The sequence below is a fragment of the Neisseria sp. P0024.S006 genome (genome assembly GCF_051956595.1).
In the GTDB taxonomy this organism is placed as follows: Bacteria; Pseudomonadota; Gammaproteobacteria; order Burkholderiales; family Neisseriaceae; genus Neisseria.
The window spans coordinates 398,072-421,359 of record NZ_JBQCXH010000001.1; the positions used below are offsets into that span (position 1 = coordinate 398,072).

The 23,288-nt window shown below is 51.8% G+C and carries 22 protein-coding genes; 14 read left to right on the forward strand and 8 right to left on the reverse strand.

The genetic code is table 11. The features are described 5' to 3' along the window. Positions 1–37: 37 nt before the first annotated feature. On the reverse strand, positions 38–1,561 hold the full coding sequence (locus tag ACTHUF_RS01920; protein ID WP_049323434.1) for a fumarate hydratase: 1,524 nt from the start codon (positions 1,559–1,561) through the stop codon (positions 38–40). Positions 1,562–2,413: 852 nt separating this feature from the next. Between ACTHUF_RS01920 and ACTHUF_RS01925 the strand changes: the two genes are divergently transcribed. The 5 genes from ACTHUF_RS01925 (at position 2,414) to trkA (ending at position 9,102) form a co-directional block, all read left to right on the forward strand. Continuing rightward, the gene (locus tag ACTHUF_RS01925; protein WP_003746216.1) at positions 2,414–3,052 is read left to right on the forward strand and encodes a 2Fe-2S iron-sulfur cluster-binding protein; all 639 of its coding nucleotides are present in this window, start codon (positions 2,414–2,416) and stop codon (positions 3,050–3,052) included. Then, complete coding sequence (locus tag ACTHUF_RS01930; RefSeq protein WP_440406865.1) at positions 3,052–4,680, forward strand: FAD-binding protein; 1,629 nt, start codon at positions 3,052–3,054, stop codon at positions 4,678–4,680. Before ACTHUF_RS01925 ends, ACTHUF_RS01930 begins: the two co-directional genes overlap by 1 nt. Continuing rightward, a complete protein-coding gene (locus ACTHUF_RS01935) occupies positions 4,677–5,930 on the forward strand; it encodes a complex I 51 kDa subunit family protein (RefSeq protein ID WP_036491428.1) in 1,254 nt (417 codons plus the stop codon). Before ACTHUF_RS01930 ends, ACTHUF_RS01935 begins: the two co-directional genes overlap by 4 nt. Before the next feature lie 213 nt (positions 5,931–6,143). Beyond that, positions 6,144–7,595 carry a DASS family sodium-coupled anion symporter gene (locus tag ACTHUF_RS01940; RefSeq protein ID WP_440406867.1) on the forward strand — a complete coding sequence of 484 codons (1,452 nt, stop codon included), beginning with the start codon at positions 6,144–6,146 and terminating at the stop codon, positions 7,593–7,595. A gap of 94 nt (positions 7,596–7,689) precedes the next feature. Further along, a complete protein-coding gene (gene trkA / locus ACTHUF_RS01945; protein WP_003746208.1) occupies positions 7,690–9,102 on the forward strand; it encodes a Trk system potassium transporter TrkA in 1,413 nt (470 codons plus the stop codon). A 77-nt stretch (positions 9,103–9,179) separates the two neighbouring features. Here trkA and lgt read toward each other — a convergent pair whose 3' ends face one another. Further along, on the reverse strand, positions 9,180–10,040 hold the full coding sequence (gene lgt / locus ACTHUF_RS01950; RefSeq protein ID WP_070849710.1) for a prolipoprotein diacylglyceryl transferase: 861 nt from the start codon (positions 10,038–10,040) through the stop codon (positions 9,180–9,182). 74 nt (positions 10,041–10,114) lie between these two features. After that, complete coding sequence (locus ACTHUF_RS01955; protein WP_070460294.1) at positions 10,115–11,245, reverse strand: M14 family metallopeptidase; 1,131 nt, start codon at positions 11,243–11,245, stop codon at positions 10,115–10,117. A 174-nt stretch (positions 11,246–11,419) separates the two neighbouring features. Between ACTHUF_RS01955 and argB the strand changes: the two genes are divergently transcribed. The 5 genes from argB (at position 11,420) to ACTHUF_RS01980 (ending at position 15,564) form a co-directional block, all read left to right on the forward strand. Further along, positions 11,420–12,307, forward strand: coding sequence for an acetylglutamate kinase (gene argB / locus ACTHUF_RS01960; protein WP_070460295.1), 888 nt, complete (start codon positions 11,420–11,422; stop codon positions 12,305–12,307). Between the two features lie 261 nt (positions 12,308–12,568). Then, positions 12,569–13,855, forward strand: coding sequence for a phosphopyruvate hydratase (gene eno, locus ACTHUF_RS01965; protein WP_440368976.1), 1,287 nt, complete (start codon positions 12,569–12,571; stop codon positions 13,853–13,855). A gap of 23 nt (positions 13,856–13,878) precedes the next feature. Next, a complete protein-coding gene (ftsB, locus tag ACTHUF_RS01970) occupies positions 13,879–14,154 on the forward strand; it encodes a cell division protein FtsB (protein WP_003679613.1) in 276 nt (91 codons plus the stop codon). 100 nt (positions 14,155–14,254) lie between these two features. Next, positions 14,255–14,746, forward strand: coding sequence for a DUF1841 family protein (locus ACTHUF_RS01975; RefSeq protein WP_070645834.1), 492 nt, complete (start codon positions 14,255–14,257; stop codon positions 14,744–14,746). Between the two features lie 110 nt (positions 14,747–14,856). Next, complete coding sequence (locus tag ACTHUF_RS01980; RefSeq protein ID WP_315094295.1) at positions 14,857–15,564, forward strand: SIMPL domain-containing protein; 708 nt, start codon at positions 14,857–14,859, stop codon at positions 15,562–15,564. Positions 15,565–15,634: 70 nt separating this feature from the next. On the opposite strand, the gene ACTHUF_RS01985 is transcribed toward ACTHUF_RS01980, so the two are convergent. The 3 genes from ACTHUF_RS01985 to ACTHUF_RS01995 all read right to left on the reverse strand — a co-directional run bounded on the left by ACTHUF_RS01985 (position 15,635) and on the right by ACTHUF_RS01995 (position 18,284). Beyond that, positions 15,635–16,162 (reverse strand): single-stranded DNA-binding protein, encoded by a 528-nt coding sequence (locus ACTHUF_RS01985; protein WP_003746178.1) that lies wholly within the window; start codon positions 16,160–16,162, stop codon positions 15,635–15,637. 1 nt (position 16,163) lies between these two features. Continuing rightward, on the reverse strand, positions 16,164–17,546 hold the full coding sequence (locus ACTHUF_RS01990) for an MFS transporter (protein WP_440406872.1): 1,383 nt from the start codon (positions 17,544–17,546) through the stop codon (positions 16,164–16,166). Between the two features lie 114 nt (positions 17,547–17,660). Beyond that, positions 17,661–18,284, reverse strand: a complete 624-nt coding sequence (locus tag ACTHUF_RS01995; RefSeq protein ID WP_440406874.1) for a lytic transglycosylase domain-containing protein — start codon at positions 18,282–18,284, stop codon at positions 17,661–17,663. Positions 18,285–18,457: 173 nt separating this feature from the next. On the opposite strand from ACTHUF_RS01995, the gene ppx reads away from it, so the two are divergent. The 4 genes from ppx (at position 18,458) to ACTHUF_RS02015 (ending at position 22,052) form a co-directional block, all read left to right on the forward strand. Next, positions 18,458–19,966 carry an exopolyphosphatase gene (gene ppx / locus ACTHUF_RS02000; RefSeq protein ID WP_440406876.1) on the forward strand — a complete coding sequence of 503 codons (1,509 nt, stop codon included), beginning with the start codon at positions 18,458–18,460 and terminating at the stop codon, positions 19,964–19,966. Positions 19,967–20,052: 86 nt separating this feature from the next. Further along, on the forward strand, positions 20,053–20,424 hold the full coding sequence (rbfA, locus tag ACTHUF_RS02005) for a 30S ribosome-binding factor RbfA (RefSeq protein ID WP_003685554.1): 372 nt from the start codon (positions 20,053–20,055) through the stop codon (positions 20,422–20,424). A 64-nt stretch (positions 20,425–20,488) separates the two neighbouring features. Further along, entirely contained in the window at positions 20,489–21,403 is a 915-nt protein-coding gene (gene truB / locus ACTHUF_RS02010) for a tRNA pseudouridine(55) synthase TruB (RefSeq protein ID WP_315094293.1), read from the forward strand. A 22-nt stretch (positions 21,404–21,425) separates the two neighbouring features. Next, complete coding sequence (locus ACTHUF_RS02015; protein WP_315094291.1) at positions 21,426–22,052, forward strand: NAD(P)H-hydrate epimerase; 627 nt, start codon at positions 21,426–21,428, stop codon at positions 22,050–22,052. 49 nt (positions 22,053–22,101) lie between these two features. Here the strand turns inward: ACTHUF_RS02015 and ACTHUF_RS02020 are convergent, their stop codons facing one another. Both ACTHUF_RS02020 and ACTHUF_RS02025 read right to left on the reverse strand, forming a co-directional pair. Next, on the reverse strand, positions 22,102–22,461 hold the full coding sequence (locus ACTHUF_RS02020; protein ID WP_003679592.1) for a CrcB family protein: 360 nt from the start codon (positions 22,459–22,461) through the stop codon (positions 22,102–22,104). Positions 22,462–22,541: 80 nt separating this feature from the next. Next, complete coding sequence (locus ACTHUF_RS02025; RefSeq protein WP_314596103.1) at positions 22,542–23,219, reverse strand: energy-coupling factor ABC transporter permease; 678 nt, start codon at positions 23,217–23,219, stop codon at positions 22,542–22,544. Between the last annotated feature and the right edge of the window lie 69 nt (positions 23,220–23,288).

Sequence of the window (23,288 nt, forward strand, 5' to 3'; positions counted from 1 at the left end):
AAATCGTTCAGACGGCCTTTGATTATTCAGTCAAATATCAAGCTTCAACCGGGATAATACCGATTTTAGCCTGCCATTGTTTTGGCGCAATGGCGTGAACCGATTCGCCGTTGCTATCCACCGCAACAGTCACAGGCATGTCTTTGACTTCAAATTCGTAAATCGCTTCCATACCCAATTCTGGAAACGCCAAGACTTTAGATGCTTTAATGGCTTTGGCCACCAGATATGCCGCACCGCCGACAGCCATCAGGTAAACGGCTTTGTTATCGGCAATGGCTTGGCAAGTCGCTGCGCCACGTTCGGATTTGCCGATCATACCTAGGAGGCCGGTTTGCTCCAGCATTTGGCGGGTAAATTTATCCATACGGGTGGAAGTAGTCGGACCGGCTGGGCCAACAACTTCGTCGCGGACTGGATCAACCGGGCCGACGTAGTAAATCAGTTTGTTGGTGAAATCCACCGGCAACTCTTCGCCTTTATTGAGCATGTCAACCAGACGTTTGTGTGCGGCATCGCGGCCGGTCAGGATTTTACCGTTCAGCAACAATACGTCGCCGGTTTTCCATGTGGCTACTTCTTCTTTGGTCAGATTGTTGACATCGACACGTTTGCCGTTGTCAGGGCTGTAAGTCAGATCCGGCCAGTCTTCCAAAGATGGGGCTTCCAGTTTGGCCGGACCTGAGCCGTCCAATTCAAATTCGATGTGGCGGGTTGCCGCGCAGTTTGGAATCATGGCAATCGGTTTGGAAGCCGCGTGGGTTGGGTAGTCAAGGATTTTGACATCCAGCACGGTGCTCAAACCGCCCAAGCCTTGTGCGCCGATGCCCAAGGCATTTACCTTTTTGTAGAGTTCCAAGCGCAGGGCTTCGGTGGTAGACAATTCTGCACCGGAATCGGCTTTTTCTTTGAGTTCCTGAATATCGATGTGGCTCATCAGGCTTTCTTTGGCCATCAATACTGCTTTTTCAGGCGTACCGCCGATGCCAATACCCAAGATGCCCGGAGGACACCAGCCTGCACCCATTTGAGGAACGGTTTTCAATACCCAGTCAACGATACTGTCTGATGGGTTGAGCATGGCCACTTTGGTTTTGTTTTCAGAACCGCCACCTTTGGCTGCGCAAGTAACTTCGACTTTGTCGCCTTTCACGATTTCCATGTGTACAACAGCAGGGGTGTTGTCTTTGGTATTTTGACGTTTGCCTGCCGGATCGGCCAATACGGAGGCGCGCAGTTTGTTGTCAGGATAGGTATATGCGCGGCGTACGCCTTCGTTGACCATTTCCTGTACGCTCATCTCGGCATCCCACTGTACATCCATGCCCACTTTCAAGAATACGGTCGCAATACCGGTATCCTGACAAATCGGACGATGGCCTTCGGCACACATACGGCTATTGACCAAAATTTGCGCCATTGCATCTTTGGCGGCAGGGTTCTCTTCTTTTTGGTAAGCCTTGTATAAAGCCTGAATGTAGTCTTTAGGATGGTAGTAGCTGATGAATTGGAAAGCGTCGAAAATACTTTGGATAAAGTCTTCTTGCTTGATGACGGTCATGATTGTGTTCCTTTTCGGGAGTCATGGTAGGAAGGGTTTGTTTATTTTTTAAGAGACCGATTTTTCAGACGGCCTTCAATAGCGTAATAGTGCTTTCAAATGAATAATCCAGACAATATCATTTTCATACTTCATTGATTTAATTAGAATTTAATAACATATTAAATCACTTGGTTATTGATAACCCATATCTACTGGCCATTCACTTACACAGAAATAAAACTACATTATTTTTAAACGATAACCTTATTGCCAGGCCATCTGAAATATTTGCCCTGCACATCTGAGTAAAAAATTTAGTAGCCTGTATTTAAAAGAGAACCATCCCCATTTCAGACGGCCATTTTATTTTTTAATACGATACACAATTGTAAAATTTATGTCATTTCCTCCCTCAACCTTCTTGACGGATGTCAAACTTATTTAATTTTCTGAAATTTTATAACAGCCTTTTCGTTTGTTTACAAAATTAGATATTATCCAATCTATACAACAGGTTATATATTAACTTCTAAGATATAATAATGATTTCTACTAGCAAATATTAGATTATTTTTGCAAATATACTAAAAAGGTAATTTTCTTTTACCTTTAAAATCAAATATAAATAATTAATTTGTCTAAATAATAGGCATATTTTGTTTACAATCTTCTCCTTAAGCAATACCAATTCCTCCCTATCATCAAATTCAACAAATTCTGATACACTTCGCCTTATATAGATAAACATTGATTTTAAAAGAATTTCCGAGTAAATCACTTGGATATTTTCCTCATACGTAATAAATGTAATAAAAATACAATTAACCAAATTATCCACTATTCCAACTTCCAATTTCACAGGAACAAATCATGAGTGAAAATTTGTTAACCCTGACCATAGACGGCCACGAAGTCAAAGCTTCCGCCGATTCGTCAATCATCCAAGCCTATGCACGTTCGGGCAATGCGATTACTGCCAACGTCGGCTGCATGGGTCAAGGCGTATGCGGTTCCTGTCGCTGCATGATTCGTAAAGAAGGCGAGCGCGAAGTAACCACTGCACTGGCATGCGAGACCAAAGTCGAGGAAGGCATGCAGGTCAGCTTCTTGGACTACTTTATTCCGGAGCATATCCAATATTACGACGTGAGCGAGATTGGCGACGGCTGGAACTGGTTGGACGATACCGCCAAAGCCTTCCCTGAAGCGCAAAACTGCCGTCATTGCGGCGGCTGTAATCGTGCCTGTCCTAAAGGTTTGCAAGTGGAAAACGGCGTAGCACAGGTAGTTTCCGGCGATTTTGGCGCGGCTGCGCTGACCTTCGACCAATGCGTGATGTGCAACCTCTGCACCCTTTCCTGCCCAGAACACATCCGTCCGAACCACTTAGGCCTGTTCGCCCGCCGTATGAAAGCGGCGCGTACATTGCGTCCGGTGGATTTGATGCGCCGCCTGCGCGAAATCGACAGCGGCAAAATGAAAGTCGAATTTGAAGAGGAGGCACTGTGATGGCTAACAAAATCCAAGGCATAGATTACGAAACCGCCCTTGCCAATCTGCGTGCGTCCTCATTGGAACTGCGTGGCGATTTACCTGAAAAAAACGAATTGCTGAGCCAGTTTCACCCCGACTATCAGGCTGATGCACGTGTGAAACTGCCTATCGGCCCGAACCAAGGCGATTACTGCCACCCTGATTTGGCCAAACTCTTAATCAGTCAGCCTCTGATTGACGACTATGATTTGTCGGGTGCAGAACACTTAAACACCGACGTCTTGGTAATCGGCGGCGGCGGTGCAGGTGCGGCTGCGGCATTGTCTGCAACTGAAGCCGGCGCACGCGTCATCATGGCGAACAAGCTGCGTATCGGCGACAGCAATACCGTGATGGCCGAAGGCGGCATTCAGGCGGCAGTCGGCGCGGAAGACAGCCTGCAGCAACACTTTGACGACACCATCAAAGGCGGCCACAACGCAGGCAAGAAAGAATTGGTGGCACAAATGGTTACCGACGCGCCGTCCGCCATCCGCTGGCTGATTGGCTTGGGCATGACTTTTGACCTTGCAAAAGGCGCGGACAGCAACGGCATGTTGAGCCGCAAACGTGCAGGCGGTACAACCGTACCGCGTATTTTGAGCTACCGCGACTTTACCGGCCTCGAAATGATGCGCGTCCTGCGCGAGGCGGTCGAACTCGACGAAAACATCACTCAGCTCAACCGCCACCCCGCCATCGAATTATTATCAGACGAACACGGCCGCTGCGTCGGCGCGATTTTGTACGATTTGGAAAAACGCTCTTTGGTATTGGTTCATGCCAAAGCCGTGGTCTTGGCAACCGGCGGCAGCGGACGCCTGCATTTGCAAGGTTTTGCCACTTCCAACCACTATGGCGCGACTGCAGACGGCCTGGTCATGGCTTACCGTATTGGCGCCAAACTGCGCGATGTCGATTCTTTCCAATACCACCCGACCGGCGTTGCCCATCCGCCACACTTGGCAGGCGCGCTGATTTCCGAAGCTGTGCGCTCCGCAGGCACCAAACTGGTCAACGGTTTGGGCGAGCGTTTCGTTGACGAATTGCAGCCGCGCGACGTCGTTGCTGCCGCGATTCTGCGCGAATGTCGCGAAGGCCGCGGCGTAGTGCGCGACGGTCAAGTCGGCGTGTTCCTCGACACCCCGCGCCTGATTGCCAACGACCCCGACGTGTTGAACCGTTTGGTAACACTCGGCCACGTTGCCCACAAATGCGGTATCAACCCTGCTGTTGAGCCGATGATGATTCATCCGACCCTGCACTATCAAAACGGCGGTGTCGAAATCAACGGCGACGGCGCAACCTGCGTGGAAGGCCTCTATTGTGCCGGCGAAGTAACCGGCGGCATCCACGGCCGCAACCGCCTGATGGGCAATGCACTTTTGGACATCATCAGCTTCGGCCGCCGTGCCGGTAAAGCCGCGGCAAATTGCGGCCTGCCGCTGAAAAAAGTACGCGGCGGTGTCGGACACGTCCACGACCTGCAACGCGAAATGACCCGCGCCGGTCTGACCAGCGACATCAAAGCCCCCGTTTTATATCCCGACTACGGCAAATTCGATTTGCGCGAACACGCCGGTTTGCAGGAGCAACAATCATGAATCAAGCCAATCAAAACTTACTGCACCCTTCCCGCCAAGTCGGCGCAGATTTAGCCGCATGGCGTAAAGTTGGCGGCGGCGAAGGCCTGTTGGCGGCGCTTGCCGATCCTCAAAGCATTGTTTCCAAACTGCAAGAAGCCAATCTTTGCGGTATGGGCGGCGCAGGTTTCCCGACCTGGCGCAAATGGGAGGCTGCCGTTGCCGCCCAAAGCAAAAATGGCGACAAATACGTCGTCTGCAATGCCAACGAAGACGAACCGGGCACATTTAAAGACCGCGTTTTGCTGGCAAAAACGCCGCACCAAGTCATCGAAGGCGTCCTGATTGCCGCCGTTGCCTGCCGCGCTAACAAAGCGATTTTGTACATCAACCCGCATCAAACCGAATCCATCGCTTCCATCACACCGGCCATCGAGCAATGGAAAAACAGCGATTTGTTTATCCGCATTGAAAACTACTTGGGCAAACCTTTGGATTTGCAGCTGGTTGAAACTTCGGGCCGTTATATCGGCGGCGAAGAAACTGCTGTCATTTCATGGTTGGAAGGCGGTTTCCCCTTCCCTCGCCGCAAGCCGCCTTTCCCTGCCGAAAGCGGTGTCAACGGTGAACCGACCCTAATCAACAACACCGAAACCTTCGCCAATATTCCGCAAATCCTTGCCAAAGGCGCGGAATGGTACAAATCACTGGGTTTGGGTGATGCCGCAGGTACGAAACTCTACTCGCTCTCCGGCGACGTATTGAATCCTGGCCTGTACGAGCTGCCGATGGGTACAACGCTGAAATCACTGATTTTCGATCACGGCGGCGGTATGCTTGAAGGCCGCACGTTTAAAGCCGTCTTCACTGGCGGTCCATCAAACACGCTTCTGACTGCCAAAGATTTGGATGTGCCATTGGACTTCGTTTCCGTGCGCGAACGCAAATCCAGCCTCGGTACGGGTGCGATGATTGTGATTTCTGAAGGCACGAGTGTGGTGCGTAAAGTCTCTGAATATGTGGAGTTTTTTGCTGCCAACTCATGCGGACAATGCCCGCCGTGCAAAGGCGGCACGTTCCAACTTTCCCGCCTGCTCAACCGCGTGGATACCGGCATCGGCACTTCAGACGACCTGCGCGCCCTGCAAAGCCTGTGCCAACTGCTGCCCCGAAGCGGCCGTTGCGGTTTGATTGACGGCGCGGTAACCGTGCTGCAAAGCTCGCTGCGTACCTTCCCCGAAGAGTACGGCCTGCCGGCAGAACAGGAGTAAATCGGTATTGTTTTCAGACGGCCTGTTACTGTAAAGGCCATCTGAAAAACGATACCCGCCCCCCCTTTCTCTTCTTTCCAAGATAGAAAAGAAACCCAATAAGAAAAATACCTTCCGAACCTACCAAAATACGTTCAGACGGCCTTAAGCAATACTCAGGCCGTCTGAAAACCGATTTCCCAATTCTTTAATCCTCAAATTAGGAGATTCAACATGGGCTTCAAGCCAATTCCTGCTGCGGTCGCACTTGTGCTGACGCTGCTTATCTGGTTCGTTATCCCCGTTCCCCAAGGCGTATCGCCTGACGCATGGCATCTTTTGGCATTGTTCGTCGGCATCATCGCCGGCATCATCGGCAAAGCCATGCCTATCGGCGCAATGGCGATTTTGGGCATTACCTTGGTTGCACTGACCGGCGTGACCAACGAAAAAGCCGCCGACGCAACCAAAGACGCTTTGAGCAGCCTCAACAACTCGCTCATCTGGATGATCGGTATCGCCATCATCATCTCGCGCGGCCTGTTGAAAACCGGCTTGGGTATGCGTATCGGCTACCTCTTGATTTCCCTCTTCGGCAAACGTACGCTGGGCGTAGGTTACAGCCTGGCGCTGGCCGACTTGGTCATCGGTCCGGTAACGCCGAGTAATACTGCGCGCGGCGGTGCCATCGTGCATCCGATTATGAAATCCATTGCCTTAAGCTTCGACTCCGACCCTGAAAAAGGGACGGAAGGCAAAATCGGTAAATACCTTTCACTGGTCAACTTCCACTCCAATGTGATTACCTGTCTGATTTTTATCACTGCCACCGCACCTAATCCGCTGGTGGTCGAATTGGTTGCCAAAGCCACCAATTCGCAAATCCAACTCTCTTGGGGCACTTGGTTCTTGGCAATGGTCGTACCCGGCCTGATTGCTATGCTGATGATGCCGCTGGTGCTGTATTTCCTGTATCCGCCTGAAATCAAACAAACCCCCAACGCCACTGCATTGGCAAAAGAGCATTTGGCTGCCATGGGACCGATGAAGCGTGAAGAAAAAATCATGCTGGGTATTTTCTTAGTTCTGCTGCTGTTGTGGGCGGGTATTCCAGAAATGCTGTTCGGCGTGAAAGTGGACGCTACCGCCACTACTTTCCTCGGCTTGAGCCTGTGCCTGTTGACCGGCGTACTGACTTGGGACGACGCGCTGAAAGAAAAAAGCGCGTGGGATACCATCGTCTGGTTTGCGGCCTTGGTCATGATGGCTAACTTCCTCAACAAACTGGGCCTCATCAGCTGGTTGTCCGACTCCATGCAAAGCGGTATCGCCCACATGGGCTTGGGTTGGGAAGCTGGTTGCGCCCTGTTGATGTTGGCCTACCTCTACGCCCACTACGTTTTCGCCAGCGGTACGGCACACGTTACCGCTATGTTCGGTGCATTCTACGGCGCAGGCTTGGCCTTGGGCGCACCACCGATGCTGTTTGCCCTGATTATGGCAGCCGCTACCGGCATCATGATGTCGCTGACCCACTACGCCACCGGTTCCGCACCTGTCATTTACGGCTCGAACTACGTCAACATGACCGAATGGTGGAAAGCCGGCTTCATCATGAGCGTGGTCGAAATCCTGATTTTCAGCACTGTCGGCATCTTGTGGTGGAAAGCCTTGGGCTATTGGTAATCCTTTAGCCGATTGAAAAATCAGGCCGTCTGAAACTCCAATTTCAGACGGCCTTTTGTTACAATTTCATTTTTACCGAACACACTCGATTACCGTGAAAATACTCATTCTCGGCAGCGGCCAAGTCGGCTCGACCGTCGCCCAAAACCTTGCCTCCGTTCCCAGCAACGACGTTACCATCATCGACATCGACGAAAAAGCGCTCAACCGCATCAGCAGCCGCCTCGATGTCCAAACCATCGTCGGCAACGGCGCATCGCCCTTTACCCTCGAACAGGCAGGCGCGGCGGACTCCGACCTCCTGCTTGCCCTGACCCGCAGCGACGAAACCAACATCGTCGCCTCCAAAATCGCCGCCGACCTATTCAACATCCCCAGCCGCATCGCACGCGTGCGCTCAAGCGAATACCTCGAATATCCGGTTGACGGCAGCGACAACCCCGAAGAAGGCAGCCTCAACATCTTCGGCATTACCGAAACCATCAGCCCCGAACAACTGGTTACCGAACAACTCGTCGGCCTGCTCAACTACACCAGCTCATTGCAGGTACTCAGTTTTGCCAACGATAAAGTGCGCATGGTGATTGTTCAAGCCCGCAAAGGCGGTTTGCTGATCGGCCGTGAAATTGCCGACATCAACCAACACCTGCTCGAAGGCGTGGACTGCCAAATCTGCGCCATCTACCGCAACAACCGCCTGATCGTCCCCACCCCGCAAACCGTCATCATCGAAGGCGATGAAGTCCTGTTTGCCGCCGACATCAACAGCGTGGAAGCCATCATGCGCGAATTGCGTCCGAAAGAAGCGCGTACCCGCCGCATCATGATCGCCGGCGGCGGCAACATCGGCTACCGCCTCGCCAAGCAGCTCGAATCCAAATACGACATCAAAATTATCGAATACAAACCCCACCGTGCCGAATGGCTGGCCGAAAATCTGGACAACACCCTCGTCCTGCAAGGTTCCGCCACCGACGAAACCCTGCTGGACGAAGAATACATCGACGAAATCGACGTCTTCTGCGCGCTGACCAACGACGACGAAAACAACATCATGTCCAGCCTGTTGGCAAAAAACCTTGGTGCCAAACGCGTGATCACCATCGTCAACCGCTCAAGCTACGTCGATTTGCTCGAAGGCAACAAAATCGATATCGTCGTTTCCCCCCACCTGATTACCATCGGCTCCATCCTCGCCCACATCCGCCGCGGCGACATCGTTGCCGTCCACCCCCTGCGCCGCGGCACGGCCGAAGCCATCGAAGTGGTGGTACACGGCGACAAAAACACTTCCGCCATCGTCGGCCGCCGCATCAGCGGCATCAAATGGCCGAGCGACTGCTACATCGCCGCCATCGTCCGCGGCGCAACCGGCGAGGTCATCATGGGACACCACACCGAAACCATCCTCCAAGACGGCGACCACATTATCTTCTTCGTCTCACGCCGCCGCGTCCTGCCGGAGTTGGAAAAACTCATTCAAGTCAAAATGGGCTTTTTCGGTTAAACCCAAAATCCGTTTGCTTGAAGCCATAAAAAGGCCGTCTGAAAACCTTTTCAGACGGCCTTTATTCATTGTTTTATTTACGCTTTGGCAACACGGTTTTTACGGCCAAACCAAACGAAACCAATCACACCCAATACAATCATCGGCACGCTCAACCATTGACCCATGGACAAGCCCAAAGTCAGCAGGCCGAGATAGTCGTCAGGCTGACGGGCAAATTCGGCGATAAAGCGGAACAATCCGTAACCGCCCAAGAACAATGCTGCCGTTTGTCCGGCCGGACGCGGTTTTTTCGAGAAAATCCAAACAATGACAAACAGGCAAATGCCTTCAAGGGCAAACTGGTAAAGCTGAGACGGATGGCGCGGCAGCATACCGTATTGTTGCAGCCATTCAGCCCACAAAGGATTGTGCGCCGCAGCTTCCGCATCTTCGTAACGCGCTTGCGGGAAACCCATCGCCCAGAAAGCATTGAGTTCGGTCACGCGTCCCCAAAGTTCGCCGTTGATAAAGTTACCGATACGGCCGGAAGCCAAGCCCAGCGGTACGAGTGGCGCAACGGTATCCATCAGCTTTAAGATACTGATGTTGTGCTTGCGGCCAAACAGCCACATGGCAACGACTACGCCCAAGAAGCCGCCGTGAAACGACATGCCGCCTTCCCACACTTTGAAAATATCCAACGGGTTGGCCAGATAGTCGGAAAATTTATAAAACAAAACGTAGCCGATACGGCCGCCCAAGATGACGCCCAAGATACCCCAAGTCAGGAAATCGTCGAGTGTTTCTTTCGTAAACACAGAATTGCCCTGCGCAATACGACGGCGGCCCAAAATCGTAAACAGGATAAAGCCGACAATATAGCTCAAGGCATACCAACGGATGGCAAGCGGGCCGATGCTGATCAGCACCGGATCAAACTGGGGATGTATCATCATAATGTGTATTCCTTATCTCAAAGGCCGTCTGAAAGCCTGAACTTTCAGACGGCCTGTATGCAGTGTCGGACGGTTTAACGCAAATCGCCAACCACATTCAAAATAGCAGACAACATGGCCTCGCCCAAGCGCAGCGAGCGTTGGCCGTTCCAGCCGAAATCGTCGTCCGGCAGGTTGGCATTGTCTTTAAACGGCATTTCTAAAGTATAGGCAAGGCAGTTGAAATGATTGCCGACCCAGTTGGTCGCCAAAGTCATGTTTGCCTGACCCGGCGCATCTTTGTCATAGCCGTAATCGTCTTGGAAATCGGGGCTGGCATTGAGCAACGCGAGTTTGAATTGGTCTTCCAAGGCTTCGATGCGCTCGTTGTAGTTCGGCACGCCTTCGGTACCGGCCACAAAGACAAACGGCAGACCTTCATCGCCGTGAATATCCAAGAACAAATCCACACCGGTTTCCATCATTTTTTCGCGGACGGTAAAGACTTCGGGGCTTCGCTCCAAAGTCGGGTTTTCCCATTCGCGGTTGAGGTTGGCGCCGGTGGCATTGGTGCGCAGGTTGCCCAATACCGAACCGTCCGGATTCATATTCGGCACAATGTAGAAAGTCGCACGGTCAAGCAGCATGCGCGCGGTCGGATCTTGCGGATCAAGCAGACGGCCCAGCAAACCTTCGACAAACCATTCCGCCATAGTTTCGCCCGGATGCTGACGGGCGATAATCCAGACTTTCATGTCGCTTTCGACTTGGTTGCCGATGGTCAAAAGATTGATGTCACGGCCTTGAACGGTACTGCCCAAGTCGTCGATACGGCACAAACCGCTGCCCTGCGCATCGCCCAAAAGGTTCAAATGCTGCTCGTTGGAATAAGGCTCGAAATAAGCGTAGTAAACGCTGTTGGACAAAGGCGTATGGTTGATGGTCAACACACCGTTTTCATAGCTGGTCGGCACGCGGAACCAATTTTGGCGGTCGTAAGAAGCGCAAGCCTGATAATCCTCCCAACCCAAAGGATACGCAGCGTCCGCCGCATTTTCAAAATGCATCACGCAGTTTTGATAGGCCGCACCCTGCAAACGGAAGTAAAACCATTGGGCAAACTCCGAAGCATTGTCGGGACGCAGGGCGAGGCGGATATCGGCAGGGTTGCTCAAATCTTTGACAACGACCGAACCGGCATCGAATTGGGTGCTGATTTTCATCATGGGTATCCTTAGTAATCGGCAAAGAGGCCGAAGCAAACCGTCATTTTACCGTTTGCATGAGGCTGGTTTCAACCATTTAACTGATTTAACAGGATTTCAAGCGCTTGGAAATATTGTTTCAGACGGCCTTTGGGATTAAGATAAAGGCCGAAATCATGAAACAAGGTTGAAACCATGACTCAGCAACAATCTGTCTCCTCTGCGATCAAAGCGCGCGTCCTTGCCGAATCTTTACCTTATATCCGCCGTTTTTCCGGCTCCATCATCGTCATCAAATACGGCGGCAACGCCATGACCGATTCGGCCTTAAAAGAGGGCTTCGCACGCGATGTCGTCCTGCTCAAACTGATCGGCCTGCATCCCGTCATCGTTCACGGCGGCGGCCCGCAAATCAATGAAATGCTGGAAAAAGTCGGCAAAAAAGGAGAATTTGTTCAAGGCATGCGCGTGACCGACAGTGAAACCATGGACATTGTAGAGATGGTTTTGGGCGGACACGTCAATAAAGAAATCGTTTCCATGATTACCACCTTCGGCGGTCGCGCCGTCGGCATTACCGGCCGGGACAACCACTTTATCAAAGCGGAAAAACTCCTGATCGATACGCCCGAACAAAAAGGCGTGGATATCGGCCAAGTCGGCACCGTGGCCGACATCGATACCCGTTTGGTGGAAGGCTTGGTCGAGCGCGGCTGCATTCCGGTCATCGCACCCATCGGCGTAGGCCAAAACGGCGAAGCGTTCAACATCAATGCCGACTTGGTTGCCGGCAAACTGGCGGAAAAACTTCAAGCCGAAAAACTGCTGATGATGACCAACATCCCCGGCGTACTGGATAAAGAAGGCAAATTATTGACCACCCTGACGCCAAGCCGCATTGACGAATTAATTGAAGACGGCACGCTGTACGGCGGTATGTTGCCTAAAATTGCCTCCGCCGTCGAAGCCGCCAAAAGCGGCGTTAAAGCCACGCACATCATAGACGGCCGCGTTCCCAACGCTCTGCTCTTGGAGGTGCTGACCGATGACGGCGTAGGCTCGATGATTTTAGGCGAGGGCTAATCTGGTTTTCAGACGGCCTTATGCCTGATTTAATCAGCTTTTCACCCTAAAAAGGGTAAAAAATGTTATACTATACAGCTTATATTTGTTTGACCGATATTGACGTGAAACAAACTTACAGTCGGTTTCATACCGACGCCGATGCCATGCCCGGCAAAGACGGTATAATGTCTGCATTCATCAGACTTCGGCAATCATCCTCAAGGCCGTCTGAAGCGTAATAAAGCTACTTTTCTTTTACCATCCTATTTGGAGATATTCATGAGCGCAATCGTTGATATTTTTGCACGCGAAATCTTAGACTCTCGCGGCAACCCTACTGTAGAGTGTGACGTATTGTTGGAATCCGGCGTCATGGGCCGTGCAGCCGTACCAAGCGGCGCATCAACCGGTCAAAAAGAAGCTTTGGAACTGCGTGACGGCGACAAATCCCGTTACTTGGGCAAAGGCGTATTGAAAGCCGTTGACCACGTTAACAACCAAATCGCGCAAGCCCTCATCGGCATCGATGCCAGCGAGCAATCTTATATCGACCAAATCATGATCGAATTGGACGGTACTGAAAACAAAGGCAACTTGGGTGCCAATGCCACTTTGGCCGTTTCTATGGCCGTAGCACGCGCGGCCGCTGAAGATGCAGGCCTGCCGCTGTACCGTTACTTGGGCGGCGCAGGCCCAATGGCTCTGCCGGTTCCAATGATGAACGTTATCAACGGCGGCGAACACGCTAACAACAGCCTGAACATCCAAGAATTCATGATCATGCCTGTCGGCGCAAAATCTTTCCGCGAAGCCCTGCGTTGCGGTGCCGAAATTTTCCATGCGCTGAAAAAACTGTGCGATAGCAAAGGCTTCCCGACTACCGTCGGCGACGAAGGCGGTTTTGCACCCAACCTAAACAGCCACAAAGAAGCCCTGCAATTGATGGTGGAAGCCACCGAAGCCGCCGGTTACAAAGCAGGCGAGGACGTATTGTTCGCCCTGGACTGCGCATCCAGCGAGTTCTACAAAGACGGCCAATACCACCTGGAAGCCGAAGGCCGCTCCTACACCAGCGCAGAATTTGCCGAATACCTGGAAGGCCTGGTTAACGAATTCCCAATCATTTCCATCGAAGACGGTATGGACGAAAACGACTGGGAAGGCTGGAAACTGCTGACCGAAAAATTGGGCGGCAGAGTTCAATTGGTCGGCGACGACTTGTTCGTAACCAATCCAAAAATCTTGGCTGAAGGCATCGAAAAAGGCGTGGCAAACGCATTGCTGGTTAAAGTCAACCAAATCGGTACTTTGAGCGAAACCCTGCAAGCCGTCGACTTGGCCAAACGCAACCGCTACGCCAGCGTAATGAGCCACCGTTCCGGCGAAACAGAAGACAGCACCATTGCCGACTTGGCAGTTGCCACCAACTGTATGCAAATCAAAACCGGCTCCCTGTCCCGCTCCGACCGCATGGCGAAATACAACCAATTGCTGCGCATTGAAGAAGAATTGGCCGAAGCCGCCTACTACCCCGGCAAAGCCGCATTCTACCAACTGGGCAAATAAGCAGAATATAGGATATTGATTGTATGAAGTGGGTGACTTTTGTTTTAACCTTCGCACTTTTGTGCTGTCAGTACAGCCTTTGGTTTGGCAAAGGCAGCGTCGGGCATACGGAAGAATTGCAGGAGCAGCTCGTCCGTCAGGAGGAAAAAAACCAAACGCTCACTTTGCGCAACAATTTCCTCAATGCGGAAGTTGAAGACTTGGCACACGGACAAGAGGCCATCGCCGAAATTGCCCGCGTCGAATTGGGCTACGTCCAAGACGGCGAAGTGTATTACCGAATCATCGACCGCCGCTAAACCTATCAAACAAAGGCCGTCTGAAAACACACTTTTCAGACGGCCTTTTTTATCGCAATCGCTATATAATCACATATCCCAAAATCAAATTACACCCATCATGTATGACGTAAACACCCACGATGTCCGACGATTCTTCGCCCACGTCTGGCAACACAGGCTCGCACCGCTCCAATTGGACGGCCTACAGCAAAAAGCCTTACGCATTATCGAAGCCCATCCCGAATACGGACACTATCTCGAAGACATCGAACAATATTTAGATAAAGAATGGCTGCCCGAAGACGGCGAAAGCAACCCATTCCTGCACATGTCGCTACACCTTTCCCTGCAAGAGCAAAGCGCCATCGACCAACCCCCGGGCATCCGTGCCATCCACCAACAACTTTGCGCCCGTTACAACGGCGACTGGGTCAAAGCCGAACACGATATGATGGAAGCCTTGGCAGAAACCATCTGGGAAGCGCAACGCTACGGACGGGGCCTAGATGTCAACGCCTACATGACCCGCTTGAGGAAATTGATCGGCTTAGGCCAAGAAGAAAACGCCCGTCTCAATCCCCATGAAGTCGGCCTGACGGATACAAAGTAACTTCTTTTCAGACGGCCTCAGCCCATACAAATCCTTACGCTTGCCAAAGCCAACGTTTCCATCTTTCATGCTAAATTACTTTTTTGAAATCCCCTTATAAGGAAACCAAAATGCTCCGTCCAGCCCTTATTGCCCTACTGCTAGCCGCCTCCCTGCCCGTAGCAGCAGAAAGCCTCAACTACAACATCGTTGAATTTTCCGAATCCGCTAACATGGAAGTACCGCGGGACACCATGACCGCATATTTCAGCGTCAACGCAGAAGGCAAAGACCGTCAAGCCGTCAACCAAGCCTTCATGAAGAAATTCAACCAGTTCAACAAAATCTCCCAAAACAGCAAATTTAAAGCCGAACTGATGGAACGCAACGCCTCCCCGCGCTATCAATACACCAACGGCAAACGTACCCAAACAGGCTGGGAAGAACACGCTTACTTCAAAGTAGAAAGCAAAGACTTTGAAGCACTCAACCGCCTGATTGCCGACAGCATCAATATCGCCGTTTTGGAAAACTCCTCATTTTCCGTATCCAAAGAAAAACGCGAAGAAACCGTCGACCAATTGAGTAAAACCGTCATCCTGCGCTTCAAAGACCGCGCCCAAAACCTCGCCCAAACGCTCGGCTTCTCAAGCTACAAAATCGTCAAACTCAACCTGGGCCATATCGGCAACCGCCAAGTCGGCGGCGACTTTGCACACGCCAAAATGCTGCGTGCAATCCCCGCTGCAGAAGTGGCTGCAGGAATAGAAGATGGCATACCGGCTTCTCCGGGTTCGGAAGAAATCAGCCTGACTGTTAACGGCTCGGTACAAATGTAGGATTTTATTTAGATAATGTTAAAGGCCGTCTGAAAGTATATTTTTCAGACGGCCTTTTATTATTTAGTCATTAGAAGGGAATATCGTCGTCGATATCTTCAACCGGAGCGGTCGGTTGTGCCGGTGCAGGACGACGGGCCGGGGCGGCCGGGGGTTCTTGCGCCGGGGCAGATTGGTATTGCTGTTGAGGCGCTTGTTGGTAACTGCTTTGGCTTGAATGACTGCCTTGGTTGTAGCCGTCATCGTATGGTGCGCCGCCGCTGTTGTCGTTGCGGCTGCCGAGCATTTTCATCTCATTGGCGATGATGTCGTAAGCGGTGCGTTCGATGCCGTCTTTGCCTTGGTATTTACGGCTTTGGATACGGCCTTCCAGGTACACTTGGCTGCCTTTACGAAGGTATTGGCCGGCGATTTCGGCGAGTTTGCGGTACATGGTGATGTTGTGCCATTCGGTACGTTCTACGCGTTGGCCGTTGCGGTCGTTCCAAGTTTCGCTGGTGGCAACGCTGAAGTTACAGACGGCCTCGCCGTTGGGCATATAGCGGACTTCCGGGTCGCGGCCGAGACGGCCGATGAGGATAACTTTATTCAATGACATTTTACACTCCTGTGATGATTTTTTCGGCGGCCTCTTGGTCGAATCCTTTTTGCAAGGCCTTGATATAAATGGTTTGTTTGTCTGCGCTGAAGCTGATGCTTTCGACGCCTTCAATTTCGGTCAGTTTTTGGTAGAGCAAATCCGGATTTTGTTGCCATTCGGCGTTAAGCGGATAGCTAAGGTTTTTGACGGGTTTCGGTGCCGGTAAGATGAGTGCCAATACCAGCCACAGCAGCATCAATACGCTACAAAAGGTAAATACGCCTGAAAACCCATATTTTTGGAACAATAAGCCGCCGGTCGCGCCGCCGACAAACAAGCCGACCGACTGTAATGTGTTATACACGCCCATCGCCGTTCCTTTCAAATCGGACGGGGCAATTTTCGATACCATAGACGGCAGGCTGGCTTCCAATACATTGAAACCAATAAAATAAACAATCAAATAAGCGGTAATCAACCATATCGAGTGCATGCCAAACAGCAAGCCGATTTGTGCCGCGGCAATGCAGACGATACCAAGGATAAACACTTGCTTGAGCTTGTTACGCGTTTCACCGACGATAATCAGCGGCACCATAATAATCAGGCCGGTAATGGTTGACGGCAGATAGACTTGCCAGTGATGGATTTTTTCCAAACCCAGCTGCGTCATGGCAAACGGCAATGCAGTAAATAAAGCCATTTGCGCCGCATGCAAGGCAAAAATGCCGAAGTCGAGATTAAGCAGTTGGCGGTTTTTCAATACCTCGCCCATACGCGAAGGCTGCGCCTGCGTGTCTTCGTGCATTTTTGACACTTCGGGATCAGGCGTCATCCAGGCAACCACGCCGATACTGATTACCGTCAGGATACCGGTCAGCGCAAACAGGCCGGATACGCCGATAAAGCTGGCAATCATCGGCGCGAGCACCAGGCTGACGGAGAAGGTCAAGCCTATGCTCAGGCCGATCATCGCCATCGCACGCGTCCGCACTTCGTTACGGGTCAAATCCGCCAGCAAAGCCGTTACCGTCGCGCTGACGGCACCCGCGCCTTGAATGGCACGAGCGGTGACCAACATCTGCAGACTATCGGCAACTGCTGCCAAAAAACTACCCGCCGCAAACACAATCAAGCCGATATAAATCACTTTTTTACGGCCGAACTTGTCGGAAGCGATGCCCAATGGCAGCTGCAACAAGGCCTGTGTCAGCCCGTAAATGCCCATTGCCATACCGACCAATGCTTTATTATCTTCCGCACCGGGCAACGAAGCGGCATACATTGCCAAAACAGGCAGCACCAAAAACATCCCTAGCATACGCAGTGCGTAAACGCCGGAGAGTGTGGTACTGGCACGCCATTCGTGCGGAAACATTTGAATGCGGTTATCTCTTGCCATAAATAATGTTTCAGACGGCCTTAAATTTGCGAAAGGCCGTCTGAAAGTGTGAATTAACAGATTTTCTGATTATACAGGATTCAAAGGAATTGCATGGGGCAAATCGCAAGCCGCTCAACCCCACTGCCATCTATTCCGCCACGCGCCCAATACGGCATTCGGATATTTGTTGCTGCCCAAGCTGCCGTTAAACCTTGCCAACGCGCGGACAATATTGCCTTTTTCGATATTGTTGTAATGGCGCAGAATGGTGCAGCCGTAGCGCAGATTGGTGCGGATGTCGAAAAGGTTGTGCGACGGATTGCCGATATAGTTTTTCCAAAACGGCATCACCTGCATCAAACCGCGCGCGCCCACGCCGCTGATGGCATATTGGCGAAACGCGCTTTCCACTTCAATCAAACCTAAAATCACTTGAGTATTGAGTCCGGCGCGGCTGCTTTCGTATTGGATATTGATCAGCAGGCGGCGGCGCTCGCCTTCATCGGGAATAAAGCGTGCCAATCGGGAAGACATCGCCGCCAACCAACGCTCCCCTTCCCTCGAATCGGAAAACACCAGCCGCGCAGGGCTGGCGCTATTGATCGAACTGCGCATCACGGAAGCCACATCATCGGCCAGCGTTTCTTCACGTTGCGCCCCCGCCCAAGCGGCCGCAGGCGTCAAAAGCATGGCTCCGCCGACTTGCAACAGGCGGCGGCGCGATAAAAATAAGGAATCTTGGTTTTCCGATTTCATGTATTTTCTCTTTTTAGGCCGTCTGAAAAGTTCAGACGGCCTTTGATATATTTGCTTAAAATCAGCATTATAAAATACATCTATGAGCATAATCAAAGAGCTGTATTCCTTTTATTGTCAAGTGATACCGCCTCAAGTAACATTTAGGTTTTTCTAATCAAGCGGTATTTTTTATGACCACCACTCCCGCCAACGTTTTAGCCTCCGTCGATTTGGGTTCCAACAGTTTCCGCCTGCAAATTTGTGAAAACAACAACGGCCAGCTGAAAGTCATCGACTCCTTCAAACAAATGGTACGCTTTGCCGCCGGCTTGGACGAACAAAAAAACCTGAGCGAAGCCTCTCAAGAACAAGCCTTGGAATGTTTGGCAAAATTCGGCGAACGCCTGCGCGGATTCCAACCTGAAAACGTGCGCGTGGTGGCCACCAACACTTTCCGCGTCGCCAAAAACATCGCCCAATTTCTGCCCCGTGCCGAAGCGGCGCTGGGTTTTCCCATCGAAGTCATTGCTGGCCGCGAAGAAGCGCGTCTGATTTACACCGGCGTAGTGCATACCCTGCCGCCCAAAGGCGATAAAATGCTGGTTATCGACATCGGCGGCGGTTCGACCGAATTTGTCATCGGCTCGGATTTGCAACCGCTGACCACAGAAAGCCTGCCTCTGGGCTGCGTAACGTACAGCATGCGCTTTTTCCAAAACAAAATTACCGCCAAAGATTTCCAATCCGCCGTTTCCGCCGCGCGTATCGAAATCCAACGCATCAGCAAACTGATGAAGCGCACCGGTTGGGATTTCGCCATCGGCACGTCCGGTTCGGCCAAATCCATACGCGACGTTTTGGCGGCCGAATTGCCGCAGGAAGCCGACATTACCGCCCAAGGCATGCGTTATCTTGCCGATAGGATTATCGAAGCCGGTTCAGTTAAAAAAGCCAAATTTGAAAATCTCAAACCTGAACGCGTCGAAGTTTTTGCGGGCGGATTGGCCGTGATGATGGCCGCCTTCGACGAACTCTCGCTGACCAAAATGACCGTTACCGAAGCCGCCCTCCGCGACGGCGTGTTCTACGACTTAATCGGCCGCAGCCTCAATGTCGATATGCGCGAACAGACAACGGCCGAGTTCCAAAAACGCTACCACGTCAGCCTCAACCAAGCCAAACGCGTTGCCGATACCGCGCAAGCCTTCATGAACAGCCTGTGCCACGCCAAAAACGTAACCGTTCAAGAACTTGCCCTGTGGAACCAATACCTCAGCCGCGCAGGCCGTCTGCATGAAATCGGTTTGGATATTGCCCATACCGGTTATCACAAACACTCCGCCTATATTCTCGAAAACGCCGATATGCCGGGCTTCTCACGCAAAGAGCAAACCATTTTGGCGCAACTGGTTATCGGCCATCGCGGTGACCTCAAGAAAATGGCGGATATTATCGGCGACAACGAAATCATGTGGTGTGCCGTATTATCCCTGCGTCTGGCCGCCCTCTTCTGCCGCTCACGCCTGCCGCTTGATTTGCCGCCGCAAACCCAGCTTCGCATAGATGAAAGCAACCACAGCTTCATCTTGCGCATCAACGCCCAATGGCTGGAGCAACACCCCCTCATCGCCGATGCGCTGGACTACGAAAGCGCGCAATGGCAAAAAATCGATATGCCTTTCTCGGTTCAAGCACAATAAACCGCGCTCCGTTATAATAGGCAGCTGTTCAAAATCCAAACCGCAGGCCGTCTGAAACGACAGCCTGCCATACATCAAGGAAAACCATGAGAAAACCCCAACGCGGCTACGCCCGCCAAGACCGTGTCAAAGAACAAATCATGCGCGAACTGGCTGAACTCGTCCGCACCGGCCTGAAAGATCCGCGCGCAGGCTTCATCACCATCAACGAAGTCGAAGTTACCCGCGATTACAGCCACGCGACCGTGTTCTACACCGTCCTCGACGACAGCACGCGCGACATCACCGAAGAAGCTTTGGAACACGCCAAAGGCCATTTGCGCAGCGAATTGGCCAAACGCATCAAACTCTTCAAAACGCCTGAGCTGCACTTCAAATACGACGAATCACTCGAACGCGGCATGAGCATTTCCAGCCTGATCGACCAAGTGGCGGCGGAAAAACCGGTTGAAGACTGATTGATTAAAACACACAGGCCGTCTGAATGCTTTCAGACGGCCTGAACATTACCCCCTACCCGATATGACAACCAAACCCACCAAACGCCCGGTCAACGGCGTTTTTCTCCTCGACAAACCCGAAGGCCTTTCCAGCAACACCGCCCTGCAAAAAGCGCGGCGTTTGTTCCGTGCTGAAAAAGCCGGGCATACCGGCGTACTCGATCCTTTGGCCACAGGGCTTTTGCCCGTTTGTTTCGGCGAAGCGACCAAGTTTGCCCAATACCTGATTGATGCCGACAAAGCCTATACGGCCACGCTGAAACTGGGCGAAGCCAGCAGCACAGGCGATGCCGAAGGCGAAATCATCGCCACCGCACACGCCGATATTTCATTGTCCGAATTTCAGACGGCCTGCCAAGCCTTAACGGGCGATATCCGCCAAGTTCCACCCATGTTTTCCGCCCTCAAACACGAAGGCAAGCCGCTGTACGAATACGCACGCAAGGGCATCGTTATCGAACGCAAAGCGCGCGATATTACGATTTACTCCATTGATATCACTGAATTTGATGCACCCAAAGCCGTGATAGACGTACGTTGCAGCAAGGGTACTTATATCCGCACCCTCAGCGAAGACATCGCCAAACACATCGGCACATTCGCCCACCTGACCGCCCTTCGCCGTACCGAAACCGCCGGTTTTACCATTGCCCAAAGCCACACGCTCGAAGCCTTGGCAAAATTGGATGAAGCCGAACGCGATGCCCTGCTGCTGCCTTGCGATGTTTTGGTGCAACATTTCCCCAAACTTGAGCTAAACGACTACGCCGTTACCATGCTCAAACACGGCCAACGTCCCCAGTTCACCGAAAACATTTCCACCGAGCAGCCCATCCGTGTGTACAACCGAGACGGCACATTTATCGGGCTGGTGGAATATCAAAAAGAAATAGGCCGTCTGAAAGCCTTGCGCCTGATGAATACCGCCGACAAATAACTTCCTGCAAAGAGAGCCGATCATGAAAGTCTATACCGCCGCCCAAATGCGCGAACGCGAACAAGCTGCCGTCGATAAAGGCACAAGCTTCGACCAACTGATGGAAAACGCCGGCAGCTCTGCCGCCCGAGACCTCATGCAGCGTCATCCTCAAGCCGGACGCGCCCTGATCGTTTGCGGCAAAGGCAACAATGGCGGCGACAGCCTAGTCATGGCAAGATATATGCAGGCGCAAGGTTGGCATATCGATATTCTGTTTTCACTCGGAGAAAACCTCTCCCCTTTGGCTCAAACCAATCGCGAACGCCTCAACGGTTTGCCCCATATTGAATTGATACCCGCACAAGAACTGGAAGGCCGTCTGAAAAAAGGTTACGACATCATTATCGAAGGCATATTCGGCACAGGCTTCAGCGGCGCACTTCCAACCGAAATCGCCGCCCTCTGCCGCCAACTCAATCATTCAGACGGCCTGAAAGTCGCCCTCGATATTCCCACCGGCCTCAACTGCGACACCGCCGAAGCCGATCCCGACACATTCCGCGCAGACCTAACCTACACCTTTGCCGCCTACAAACCGGCACACTTAAGCGAGTCCGGCAAAACCTATTGCCAAGAAACCGTCTGTTTACCTATTGGCATTGATTGAATACCTATAAAAAATAACAGGGTGCAATTTTGCACCCTGTTATTTTTGCTTACTTCCAAATCTGCGCCAATTTAATCCCTAGCGCCGTCAAACCAAACGAACCGAAAACATGCAGACAGGTTGCCATCAAAGCCATACCCCAGCGTTGCGCCTGCATCAAACCCACCATCTCCACTGAAAAACCTGAAAATGTGGTCAAACTGCCGAGAAATCCGGTAATCCAAAGCAAACGCCATTGCGGATCGGTTAAGAGTTCTGCCAATACGCCGATCAGCAGCGCGCCCAGCCAGTTTGCCGCCAATGTACCGATAGAAAAAGGCGCCGAAGACACCAGCACCAAGCCAAACAACCAACGCAATACAGCCCCGACAGCGGCACCGCAAACAATGGGAAAAATATAAGCAAACATAACAAGTTAAAAATTCAATTCAAAAACAGGCCATCCGGTCATAAGGCCGTCTGAAAACCACACAAAGATGTCTTCATATCTTATTGCCAAATCTTAGGCGCGGATTTCAAATACCTGCCGTCATCAAAAGTACAAATCCATTGCGGCTTGAGCGCGATAAAAATGGCTGTTGAAATACCGCTCAAAAATGCCTCCGCCCAAGCGATTAAGAAGAAAACAGGAAAAGCGGTTTTCCACAATACTGTCGTATCAAATACATCCGCCCAGTCCAACAAACCGACCAAAACCACGCCGGTAAACACCATGCCGACCGCCGCAGCCCAAAAACCATTCAGAAAAATAAAGATAAAGATATTGGCAGGCAAACGCGACACCCAATGGCGGAAACCCAAGTTCACCAACAAAGGCGGAAGCAATACGGACAAGGCGTTGATGGGGAACATATGCCAATCGCCCCAAAGCCACAAATATGGAAAAAACAGCAAAACGCCGACGCAGAATGCGACAGAGGTACCCAGCATTAAAGCCGTCAGGTTTAAAGCAAGCAAATGATAGCTCATGCCGGCCAGTTGTCCGCTTTCCGGAGAGGCATTCAAACTCCAAGCCAGCGGCAACATCACGGCAGCCAACAAAAATGCGGAACGATGCTGCGATACCGACACCCATGCCTGCTTTGCACACAAAGCAAAAATCACCAGCAATACAGGCCATGCCGCCATCACGACACCAACGGGAAACCATCCGTTTTGAAAAATCATCATCTCATCCGCAAAATGTTCAGACGGCCTATTATACGCGCCTCAAGCCACAGCTTTGACAATCCTGTC